8 protein-coding genes are annotated in these 11,615 nt (G+C 65.0%); 5 read left to right on the top strand and 3 right to left on the bottom strand.

The features are described 5' to 3' along the window. Window positions 1–349 precede the first annotated feature (349 nt). The 3 genes from P7D22_RS09400 to P7D22_RS09390 form a co-directional block, all read right to left on the bottom strand. The gene (locus tag P7D22_RS09400) at window positions 350–1,114 is read right to left on the bottom strand and encodes a DeoR/GlpR family DNA-binding transcription regulator (protein ID WP_319933966.1); all 765 of its coding nucleotides are present in this window, start codon (window positions 1,112–1,114) and stop codon (window positions 350–352) included. An 88-nt stretch (window positions 1,115–1,202) separates the two neighbouring features. Beyond that, the gene (locus tag P7D22_RS09395) at window positions 1,203–2,438 is read right to left on the bottom strand and encodes an NAD(P)/FAD-dependent oxidoreductase (protein WP_319933965.1); all 1,236 of its coding nucleotides are present in this window, start codon (window positions 2,436–2,438) and stop codon (window positions 1,203–1,205) included. Beyond that, window positions 2,435–3,802, bottom strand: a complete 1,368-nt coding sequence (locus P7D22_RS09390; protein WP_319933964.1) for an NAD(P)/FAD-dependent oxidoreductase — start codon at window positions 3,800–3,802, stop codon at window positions 2,435–2,437. Before P7D22_RS09390 ends, P7D22_RS09395 begins: the two co-directional genes overlap by 4 nt. An 874-nt stretch (window positions 3,803–4,676) precedes the next feature. Between P7D22_RS09390 and P7D22_RS09385 the strand changes: the two genes are divergently transcribed. From P7D22_RS09385 to P7D22_RS09365, 5 genes are all read left to right on the top strand, one after another. After that, a complete protein-coding gene (locus P7D22_RS09385; RefSeq protein ID WP_319933963.1) occupies window positions 4,677–5,654 on the top strand; it encodes a sugar ABC transporter substrate-binding protein in 978 nt (325 codons plus the stop codon). Window positions 5,655–5,659: 5 nt separating this feature from the next. Further along, window positions 5,660–7,186 carry a sugar ABC transporter ATP-binding protein gene (locus P7D22_RS09380; protein WP_319933962.1) on the top strand — a complete coding sequence of 509 codons (1,527 nt, stop codon included), beginning with the start codon at window positions 5,660–5,662 and terminating at the stop codon, window positions 7,184–7,186. Between the two features lie 119 nt (window positions 7,187–7,305). Further along, window positions 7,306–8,187 carry an ABC transporter permease gene (locus P7D22_RS09375; protein WP_319933961.1) on the top strand — a complete coding sequence of 294 codons (882 nt, stop codon included), beginning with the start codon at window positions 7,306–7,308 and terminating at the stop codon, window positions 8,185–8,187. Between the two features lie 386 nt (window positions 8,188–8,573). Next, on the top strand, window positions 8,574–10,079 hold the full coding sequence (locus P7D22_RS09370) for a xylulokinase (RefSeq protein WP_319933960.1): 1,506 nt from the start codon (window positions 8,574–8,576) through the stop codon (window positions 10,077–10,079). Then, a complete protein-coding gene (locus tag P7D22_RS09365) occupies window positions 10,076–11,596 on the top strand; it encodes a M81 family metallopeptidase (protein ID WP_319933959.1) in 1,521 nt (506 codons plus the stop codon). The genes P7D22_RS09370 and P7D22_RS09365 overlap by 4 nt, the downstream gene beginning before the upstream one ends. Window positions 11,597–11,615 lie beyond the last annotated feature (19 nt).

The following is an 11,615-nucleotide window of genomic DNA, read 5'->3' as shown; positions in this document are numbered from 1 at the left end:
GACGGACATCCTGATCGGCTACCGCCTCGCTTCCGCACTTGTGGGTAATTGAAAGCCTCGTCGGACGCGTACCGTGAGACAATGCCTCTCCACTAAAGCGGGGAAAGTCCACCGGACGTAATCTCCATCACAACGCCGGCAGGCGGGTTTAGCAACCCGGAGACTTCCACCTTCAGTTCCAACCAATTCCGCGACGGAACCGTCCCGCACGGCATAGCCCAATCCCGCCGTCGGGGCGCTCCGCTTCGCCGGTTTCGTCGGCGCTTCCCCAAGCCGCCCGGGACGCCGGCCGAACACCGAGACTGGCGCCTCGTGCGTCTTCGGTTAATCGGTTAACAGGTCAGTGCCGTCACTCGGCGAGGACGACTTCCACGCCCGAGAGGTGAAGGGCGGTCGCGAGCGCCTGATCGGGTTTACGGTCGGTCACGAGGCGGGTCACCGCCGACAGGTCGCAAACTTGGTACATCGCCACGCGGCCGAGCTTCGAGCCGTCCGCGATGACGGTGACCTCCTTGGCCTGGGCGATCATGGCCCGCGCGACCATGGCCTCCTCGACGTCGAAATCCATGCAGCCGCCCACCCCGTCGATGCCGCCGATCGTCAGCACCGCGTGATCGGCCCGGAAGCGGCCGATCTGATCGATGGTGACCGAGCCAACGCTGCCGCCGGTGTCGCCCTTGAACTCGCCACCCAGGAGGTACACGCGGCTCGGGCTCTCGGCGTTGTGCAGGTTCCATGCGACGCCCGAGGAATTCGTGATGATGCTGAACCGCCCCCTGGCAGCCAGCGCGGTCGCGAAGGCCTCCGTCGTTGAACCGGTGTCGATCAGGATGGCGTCGCTTTGCTCGAATAAGGCGGCGGCCACGCGCCCGATCGTCGCCTTGGCGCCCGCGTTCTCGGCCTTCCGCTGGCTGAACGGCGCCTCGATGCCGGCTCGCGCGGGTTCGGCGCCGCCATGCACGCGGCGCAGCAGCTGACGGGCGTCGAGTTCCGCGAGGTCCCTCCGGACGGTCTCGCGCGACACGCCGAAGCGCTCCGCGATCTCGTCGACCCTCAGCTCCCGCGTATGCCGGGCGAGATCGAGGATCGCCTCACGCCTGTTCTTCGGTGTCACCCTGTATCCCCGCTGCGGAACCCTTCCGGGCCCCGACCTTACAGCAGTGAGGATGACGCCCACAAACGCCTGAGCGCGCCCGCAGCCGCTAATCCACCGACACGGTGTAGTGACTGGGCTGTTCGCCGGCCAACAATGCAGTCAGGGGGACGAGGATGCGCCGCTCTGGCCGGGAGCGGATGCGTCGCGACCAGATCACCTTGTCGTCGGCCCGGATCGTCAGGGCGCCGGAGCGCGGTTCCGACAGCCTGACCTGCAGCGAATTCAAGGCCTGCTGCGCGGAACTTCTGGCGATGCGCTGGGGTACCACGAGCTTCACCGCCTCGCCGCACAGGATCGGCACGGCGGCGGGCATCGTCCGGCCGGTGTTGGACCACGCCAGGTCCTCGGCCACGGCCCTACCGGCCCGCAGGCCCTCCTGGTAGCACCAGCCGGCGTTCTCGATGGGGCGCAGCAGGTTGCCGGCTGCGTAATAGTCCGGGTCCGAGCAACGCCCGTCCTGGTCGACGGAAGGGCCGCCACTGTTCCGGTCGACTACGATCGGACCCATGCGCATGAGAGACGCCTCGGGCACGAACTGCCCGGTGAACAGCACGCCGTCGCAGGCCAGGCGCTTCGTGCGACCGGAGCCGTCGACGAGTTCGACCTCCTCGACGCGGCCGGTCCCGCGCATGTCGCCGATGCGCCACCCGTAGTAGACCGGAATGCCGCACAGCCGCGGGAACAGCGTTAGGGGCCACCTCGCCTTCCCCCGTCTGTCCTCCTCGACGATGGCGACGGGGCGGATGCCATGGCGCAGGCAGGTCCAGATGGCGGACAGGCTAACCAGTTCGGTACCCACCATGACGGGCCTGCGGAACGGCTTCAGATGCTTGAGGTAGATGTAGGCCTGCAGCGCGCCGGTGTTGACGACGCCGAGGGGGCGGTCGCCCGTTACGCGACGGGCGGAGCGTGGGGCCTCCCTGGCGCCGGTGGCGAGGATCACCCGCCTGGCCTGCACCGTGAGCGCGCCCTCCGGCGTCGCGACCTGCAGCCGGCCCCCTGGTTCGAGCGCCACGACGCTGTGCCGCACGCGCACGTCGACGCCGGCCGCGATGGCCCGCTCCCTCACCCGGGCCGCATAGGTGGGTCCGGTCATCAGTCGTCCGAACTCGCGGATGCCATAGGGCGGATGGGCGCAATGCCGCGGCACGCCGCCCGCTTCCGGCTCCCGTTCGAGCACAAGGACGTCCGTGACGCCCTCCCGGCGCAACGCGATGGCGCTAGCGAGGCCAGACGGCCCTCCCCCGACGACGGCGACGTCGACGTTGACGATCTGGCTCATTCCGCCTCGCCGATGGACAACGGCATCGCCAGCCTGCCACGCGTCAGCTCCGCCAGGCGGGCGCCGCAGTAGAAGCCCTGGCAGCGACCCATGGCGGCGCGCGTGCGCCGCCTGAGGCCGCCGAAATCGCCCGGCGGCAGGCGCGACCCGAAGGCGGCCACGATCTCGCGGTCTGTCACGAGCTCGCAATGGCAGACGATCTCGCCGTAGCCCGACCGCTGCCAATCCCTTTCGCGATGCTCGGCGATGTTGGGGACGGTTGTCCAGGCCGGATCGGCGATCGGCGTCGCGGGCTCCCGCGCCGCGAGCAGGTCCGCCGCGTGGGCAGCAAGGCCCAGCGCGGCCGTGAGCCCCGTCGAGCGGATGCCACCCAGGGTCAGCCACCCCCGGTCCGGCTCGTGCCTAATGCGGTATTCCTTCTTATCGCTCGCCGGCCGCAACCCCGCGTAGGTCGCGTTGATCGGCACGTCGGCCAGCGCCGGGATGAGTTCCACGGCCTTGGCCATCAGCGCTCCGAGCGCGTCCTGGTCCACGGTCGCCCGCGACCGGTCCTCCTGCTCTTCCGCGGTGGGACCGACCAGCAGGTTGCCATAAGCGGTCCGCGCCAACACGACCCCCTTGGTCCGTTCGGTGGGAACGGGCAGCAGGATGGTCGTGAGGAGCTTGGCGGCGGGCTTGTCGTAGACCACGAACTGGCCTTTGCGGGGCCGGATCTCGAAGCTGGCGTCGCCCATCAGGGCAGCCTCGAGCCGATCGCCGAACAGGCCTGCGCAGTTGACGACGAAGTCGCCCTCGACGGTGCCGGTCGAGGTCTCGACGAACCAGTGACGCCCGTCGTGCCGGCCGCCGGTCACCTCGCATCCGAACCGCGCCTCCGCGCCGTTCGCCACGGCCTGAGTCAGGTAGGCGAGTGGCGACGACCATGCATCGATGACGTGCTCGCGAGGCACCAGCAGCGCACCCATGAGGTGGGGCGCGAGCGCTGGCTCGCGGGCAAGAGCCTCGGCTCGCGTCAGCAACGCGACGTCGTCGACGCCGTTCTGACGCGCCTGCGCCTCGATCCCCGGCAGCTTCGCGAGCTCCTCCTCGGTCCAGGCTGCCACCATCGCGCCGGTCTCGAGGAGCGGCAGGTTCAATCGCTCGCGGATCGCCATGAACTCGGCGTGACCCCGCTGCATGAGCTCGCGCTCCAGGCTGCCCGGAGGCGCGTCGAAGCCGGTGTGCAGCAGGGCGCTGTTGGCCTTGCTGGCCCCGGCCAGGATGTCGGCGGCGCGTTCAAGAAGCATGACTTGGTGGCCATCGAGCGTAAGCCGCCGCACGACCGCGCATCCGACGACACCGGCCCCGATCACCACCACACGCATGGGCCATCCTTCGCGGTCATCCACCCTAAGGCTCGCGCAGCCGAAGTCGCGCCGGATTGACTGTTCAGTACTAAAAAAATGACCGTTTTGTCAATCAGAGGGCCACGTGAACGGTTGCTGAGACTCAAAAAGCACGGCCCAAGCGAGAGACCGACATCTCAACGCTTTCTTTCAGCACCGGAATCACCGGAGATCGATTGGTGAATCGGTTAGCCAATGAGACTGTCCCGGCATCCTCAGTGTGCACACAATTAACGCGTTGACCGCCTACAATTTAGTATTGACCGAACGGGCGGTAGAATGCACAGATCGACGACAGTTCGGAAGCCGGGCATGGGGGAACAAACGAACTTCGGTCAGGCAGGATGCTAGCGCGCCGACACTTCACCATGTCAGGGATCAGCGGCCTCCCATGTCGTGATGACGAGTTTGAATGCCGGCAGTGCTACTCCGGTCGTTATACTTGCGGCCTCAGAGTCCGATTGGTAGTCGGCAATGAGTATTGAAGATGCCTGAGCCTCGCTGTCATAGGTAAAAATTGACGTCTAGAGGGATCGTCATCTTTATAATTCGAATTACTGCCGAGCTGTCGTAGTTTGTACGGTGATTGCACAGCTCGTCAGTGCGTAAAGATTGGCCTTACTGGTCAAGGCATTTAGTTTGGTAATCGCCTATGATCTTACATGTTACGTGCCAAATCAAGGTTATTTGGGCGCCGGTCTCCATCGTGTCGTTATACCGATTTGAATAGCGGCTATGATCAACGACAGTGATGGGAGTATTACAACCTAAATAGAAGGCCGCCAGGATGTATATTTCGCCGTGGTGACGACCCACGACTGCATCTCCAGTTTATGAAAAGGGTTCGCAAACGATGTCAATCAAACACGCTATTGTTGCTGCGCTCGGAATGAGCTCGTTACTCGCCATTTCTGCTCCGCAGATTGCGGTCGCACAAAGCTCAGCGGTTTGCGCCCGCACGTTCACTATCGGATTCAGTCATCCGCATGGGGATGCTGCCTTCGTCGTCGCCCTGAGAAGACAGGTTATTCTGAATGCGAAGAAGCATGGCTGCGTGAATATGCTCATCGACAACACGCAGTTAGACAATCTCGAGACGCAGAGAACCGCGCTGGAGAGTTGGGTCACACAGAAGGTCGATGCGATTGTTGTGCTGCCAGTCGATGCCAAAGCCCTTCTGGGCTTGCAGAAGCAAGCTCAGAAGAAAGGCATCAAGTGGCTCACTTACGCTGCACCAACGGATGGAGCCGATGGATCGGTTGGGTTCGACAGTATCGAAAGTGGTCAGCTGGTCGGACAGGATGCCCTTGAATGGGTCAAGAAACACTATCCCAACGGCGGCGCCTCTGCAGCTGTCACAACGCTTCCCACCGAAACGGCTTTCCTTGGCCGATCCAAAGGGCCGATCGACCTATTCAAGCAGGCAAAGCTGCCCGTAGTCTCCACCCAGGAGTGCGGCAACACCGAGTGTGGGCTGAGAATCGCGGAAGACGCACTGCGACAGAACCCGACGCTGCGGGTGTTCATCGGATTCAACGACGACGCCGCAATGGGCGCCCTGCGCGCTTTCACGAACGCGAAGATCAATCCTGACGACGTCTACATCGCAGGCCAGGACGGCACGGAGGAAGGATTGGCGGCCGTTAAGAAGGGCGGGGCGTACCGTGCCTCCGCGGCCATCGATCTCAGCAAGCTCGCTCAGGCGATCGTTAACAATTCCGTAGCGGCTGCGACTGGCGAGTCGGGAAGTAACGATCAGGTCGGCACGGTGCTGGCGACAGGTCGCGACGTGGCGGGGATCGACCGCCTGATTGCCCAATACAAGGAATAGGATCGATGGATGCGCCGCGTGGTCAGGGGCTTCGCTTTTCTTCCATCCGCAAGTCGTACGGAAGTCAAGCGGTGCTGAAGGACGTCAACCTGACTTTGGAACTCGGTCGAGTTCACGCGCTTCTCGGTCCGAACGGGGCCGGGAAGTCCACGTTGCTGGGCTGCCTGAGCGGGGCGGTCACGCCGGACGGCGGCGCCATCGAGATCGCTGGAGTCCAATACGATCATCTGACCCCGACGCAATCCTTCAACGCCGGGATCGGCATCATCTACCAACATTTCCAAGTCATAGGTTCGCTGTCCTGCAGCGACAACATGTTCCTGGGTCGCGAGTTGCGCACCTCGGTCGGGACGACCAACTACGCGCTACAAAGAACGAAGGCGTCCGAAATACTGCGCTCGCTCGGCGTGGTCATCGATCCGGACGCTCTCGTTGAAAGCCTCAGCGTCGGTGAGCAGCAGATCGTCGAGATCGCCAGGGCGCTTCTCAGGCGACCATCCGTCCTGGTGCTCGACGAGCCGACCGCGGCCTTGAGCGAGGGCGAGGTCACGATCCTACTCGGCTTGGTCCGGCGCCTCGCCGACGATCACGGCCTCACTGTGATCTACGTGACCCACCTTCTCAGGGAAGTGATGATTGTCGCCGACACGGTCACAATCGTCCGAGACGGGTCCATACTCTGGAGCAGGGAACGATCCTTGTTGTCCCTGCAAGATATTATCGCCGCCATCTCACCTGATTCGATAGAATCGACAGGGCGGCCTCGCACGACCCAAGGTGGCGATCTCATCGCCCTTCGCGCCTTCAAGACTCCTTGGACCGGCCCTACGCAGCTCACAGTCAAGTCTGGGGAGATCGTCGGGATCTACGGCCTGCTCGGCTCGGGCCGGACGGACATGTTGGAAGCCCTGGCCGGCGCGCGGCCCCATCGAGGAGTCGTCGAGTTGGCTGGCGTTCCCGTCGCCCTCGCCAACCCGCGGACGGCGAGAAAGGCAGGCATCGCGCTCGTCGGCTCGGACAGGAAGGTTCAATCCCTTTTCGGCGAGATGAGCGCGTTGGACAACCTATTGATGCCGCACTACGGAAATCTGTCGACGCCCTTCAGGCGACCGGTCTTCGAAAGACAGGTCTTCAAGCGTATCGCAACCGCCATAAACCTGATCCCGAACGATCCCAGCCGCGACGCCGCAAACTTCTCAGGCGGAAACGCCCAGAAACTGGTGATCGGACGGTGGGCGTCCGAGCTTGGGAATACCAAGGTTCTCCTGCTGGACGAGCCGACGCAGGGGGTCGACATCGGTTCTCGTCGCGAATTATACGATCTGCTGCGGGAATTCGTTGCGCAGGATGGCCGGGCCATCGTCTTCGCCACCAGCGATCCCGAGGAAGCCATAGCACTCGCAGATCGCATCGTCATCCTCGTCGACGGCAACGTCGCCATGATCGTCGATGCCTCGGTCGGCGAAGAGGAGGTCATCTCCATCGCACACGGACATGTACCTCAACAGACAAGCAAGGACGTCCACACGTGACTAATGCATCCGAAACCATAGACGTTCCGGGTCAGACCAGCACGCGGGAGCGTGCCTCCGCTCAGGCTGTCGCGGGCTTTCTTACCAAGTGGCTCCTTCCTATTTCAACAATATTATTGATGCTGTTTTTCTCGGAGATGAGTCCCGTTTTCTTCACTTTGGACAACTTACTCGCCGTGGTTGCGCAGAATGCTCCGACGTTGATCGTGACTTCGGTGTTCGCGTTGCTTCTCATGGCTGGCTACGTGGACCTTTCGGTCGGGTCGATGATGGCTCTGGTTGGTGTCATATCCGGGATTACGATCATCAACTGGGGCATGACCGCGGGCATCTTCGTCGGCATCGCGGTGGGGACCGGCCTGGGCGCCTTGAATGGCGCACTGGTCGGCATCCTCCGGATGTCGCCGATCGTTGTAACGTTGGGCGGTCTGGCTGCCGAACGCGGCATGGCACAGTACCTTGGCCAGGGATCGGTTTATGGGTTTCCCGACCCGTTCGTGGACTTCGGATCCGGTTCGATCGCCGGAATCCCGAACCTAGCGCTAATAGCTGGAATTATCTGTACCGTCGTAGCGGTTACATCCGAATGCCTTCCGATTGGGAAGCGGGTGATTGCGATCGGCGTGAACCCGCGTGCCGCATATCTCGTCGGGGTTCGCGTGACGGCGATCGTCTTTGGCTTGTACACCTTGACCGGCGTGGCTGTCGGTGTGGCCGGTCTGCTCTTGATCGCACGTCTGAACAGCGCACCGTCCGGCACGCTTGGCACAGGCTTCGAGGTCACGGTGCTAACGGCGGTTCTCCTCGGCGGCGTGCCATTCACCGGTGGGCGCGGCAGCATTTGGAGAGTGATGGTGGGCGTCTGGCTCATGAGCATCCTGAGAAACGGATTGATCCTCCTGAACGTCGGAACGGAGGTCAGTGGGATCATAACCGGCGGCGTTCTCGTCTGTGCCGCGGTTTTGGAAGCTTTGCGAGCCCGTCTGAAGCTGAGTGCTTGATACAGGCTGCCTCAATCAGCGACGTAGGGAGAGAAAGTTCCGGGCGCCGTGTGCGTATCTGGTCAGCGCCGCAGGTCTGGCCAATTGCGTCATGTTAATCCGCGAGACGATTACATCAGGCTTTGGTCTGCCCCAATCGGGTGATCCGGGTTGAATGTTATCAGGGTCGGTTCGGTTGCTAGCGTGAGCATGATCGGCGGAGCCGGTCGGGGTTGCGCCGCACTGCCGGCATTTGTGGGCTTGCCGGTCGCCTTTGCCTGACTTATGCGAACGATAGACGACTTCGGTGACCGAACGGTCATTTCTAGTTTCGATAGGCGCCAGTTTAGTCAATCGTCCGCAACCTGGAACTCAGGATCGGGCGAAAACCGAGGAGGAGGGGATCCATGCGTCCGCCCGATCTCACGATGACCTTCGACTATGGAACGACCTCGCTCAAGGCGGCGCTTGTCGACCGCCAGGGTGGCATCGTCGCCAGTGCCAGCGCGACGTACGCGGTCGCGCAGCCGAGGGTCGGCTGGGCCGAGCAGGACCCGCGGCTGCTCTGGGAAGCAGGGGCGCTCGCGGGACGGGAGGCCATGCGGCTCGCCCGCGCCGGCCCGGAGGCGGTGCGTTCGATCGTGTTCGTGGCGCCCTGGAAGGGCATCATCCCGGTCTCGCAGGATGGCGCGGTGTTGCGCGACGCCTTGATCTGGATGGATGCCCGCGCGGCCCCCGAAGCCGGACGGCTCAACGCGGCCTTGGGCGTCTTCGCGGGCACGGGGCAGGAATACTGGCCGCGCCTGATGTGGCTGAAGCAGCACGAACCCCGGACGTGGGCGGGCAGCCGCTGGATCATGGGGGTGGGCACCTACCTGCGTTGGATGGCCACCGGCGCCGTCGTCACGGAGCCGTCCGACGACTTCGTCCGCTCCACGCGGCCCGCGACCCAGGCGCGCTTCGATCGCATCCTCGCCGCGGCCGGTCTTAGCCAGGACCTCGACAAGTTCCCGCCGGCGATTGGCTCGGGCGATGTCGTCGGCGCCCTCACGCCGGAGGCAGCCGGCCACCTCGGCTTCCTGGTGGGGACGCCGGTACGCTGCGGGTTCGGGGATCTGCCGGCCATCACGCTCGGAGCGGGCCCGCTCGAGCCCGGTGCGGTCCACATCTACCTCGGCACCTCGTCCTGGTTCGCCGCCGTGCTGGAGGCCGGATCCGAACTCGACCCCCCCTTGCGCTTCGCGATCGATGCCCATCACGACGGGGCCCTCTACTGCCTCCAGGCGGGTTGCCTCGCCTATGATTGGGTGGTTGACCTTTTGTATCGGTCCGACAGGGCCGAGAAGGGCGACCGCTTCTTCGCGTTCATGGACGACGAGATATCAGCCGTCCCGCCGGGCTCCGAGACCCTGCTCGCGACCCATTGGCTGATCGGGGAACTGCCGCCGTTCGCGAAGAACGCCAAGGGCGTGTACCTGAACCTGACCACGATCCACGATCGGCGCCACATGGTTCGCGCCATGCTCGAATCCATCTGCTACTCGCATCGGCTCTCGGTGGAGCGTTACGAAGCCCAGGCGGGCTGTCATGTCGACGAGATCCGGGCCGTGGGTGGGGGGGCGTCGAGCCCGGTCTGGATGCAGATGCTCGCGGACGTCCTCAGCCGTCCCATCGTGGTTCCGGCCGCGCCGCGGTTCGTGGGTGCGATCGGGGCGTCCAGATGCGCCGGGGAGCGCAGGGTCGCTCCGGCACCCGTCGATGCGCCGACCCAAGGGAGGCGCTTCACCCCAAACCCGGACCACAGGTCGACCTACGACCGCATGTTCGCGGCCTACGCCAAGATCCAGCCCGCGCTCGTGGACCTGTTCGACGCGTTGAACGGCCCCTCCATCACGCAAGGCGAACGGACATGAAGGTCCTCGTCACCGAGCTCCGGCAGGAAAGCAATTCCTTCAGCGCGGCGCGCTCGGGGCTGGCGTACTGGCGGAGCGGCTGGCTGCTCGAGCCGGACGAGGTTCACGCGACGCTCAGGACGGTCGAGTGCGCCGTGGGCGGCATGATCGAGGTGCTCGAGCGTTCGGAGAGGCGCCCCGAGATCGTCTTCGGCCCGGCCTTCTGCTCCCAGAGCGGCGGACCGGCCGAACCCGAGGTGCTCGAAGCCTTCCTGTCGCGCCTGCTGCCCGCGATCGAGGCGAACCTGCCGCTCGACGCCGTGTTCTTCTCCTTCCACGGCGCCCTGCAGAGCACGGAGTTCGACGACGTCGAGGGCGAGGTCGTGCGGCGCGTCCGCGCCGTGGTCCCGCCAGGCTGCGTGCTCGCCGCCTCGCTCGACATGCACGGCTTCGTGCCGCGCGGCCTCGCGGCCTCGCTCGACGTGATCTGCGGATACCACACCTATCCCCACGTCGACTTCGCCGAGACGGGCCGACGGACGGCCCGTCTGGGCTTGGCGACCATCGCGGGAGCCGAACCACCCGTCATGGCATGGGCCCCCGTGCCCATGATCGTCTCGGCCTCGGCCTACAACACGATGGGCGGCCCGTTTCGCGACCTGATCGGGCATGGTCGGCAGCTCGTCGATACGGGCGCGCTCCTCGACTTCTCGCTCTTCCAGATGCAGCCGTGGCTCGATGTCTCGGACCCGAACTCCGCCGTCATCGCCATCGCGCTCGACGCAGAGGCGGCCGCGCGTGGCGCCCGCGACCTCGCGGCGCGCCTGTACGGCCTGCGGCACGCCTTCGCGCCGCGGCTGTCGAGCGTGGACGCCGTCATCGACCGCGCCGAGGACCCGGCCTCCGTCAAACCGGTGATCCTGGTCGACTCGGCCGATTCGCCGAACGCGGGCGCGACCGGCGACAACATGGCGGTCGCCCGGCGGTTGCTCGACCGGCGCTCGACGCTGCGGGCCGCGGTCGTGGTCAGCGACCCCTCGGCCGTGCGGCGGGCCTTCGAGGTGGGCGTGGGCGGGACGGCCGAGTTCGCGATCGGAGGGGCCGCCGACCCGCGCGCCGTCACGATCCGTGCCGAAGGCTACGTGAGGTCGCTCCACGACGGCGAGTACCGCCAGGAGTTCGTCGGGCACGGCGGCAAGGTTTCGCGCCTCGGGCGTTCCGCCGTGCTGCGCTTCGGGCAGCTCGACGTCCTCGCGTGCCACACGATCGTGGCACCCGGCGATCCCCAGCTTTTCCGTGCCTTCGGGATCGAACCCCGGCTGTACGACCTCGTCGCCGTCAAGGCCAACACGTCCTTCCGGGTGGGTTACGCTCCCTTCGCGGGCGAGATCATCGAGGCCGACACCCCCGGAGCCGCGGCCCCCGACATCGCCACCCTGCCGTTCCGCAAGGTGCCGAAGACGCTGTTCCCCTGGACCGACGACGCGAGCTTCGAGCCGGTCGCGGACGTGATCCGGCGGACGCGGGACTTCACCTGAAGCAACCAGGAAGGAGAGC

This window comes from Lichenihabitans sp. Uapishka_5, from assembly GCF_033947565.1.
In the GTDB taxonomy this organism is placed as follows: Bacteria; Pseudomonadota; Alphaproteobacteria; order Rhizobiales; family Beijerinckiaceae; genus Lichenihabitans.
The sequence above is the reverse complement of the archived record's forward strand: the minus strand, read 5'-3'. Positions and strand labels throughout refer to the sequence as shown.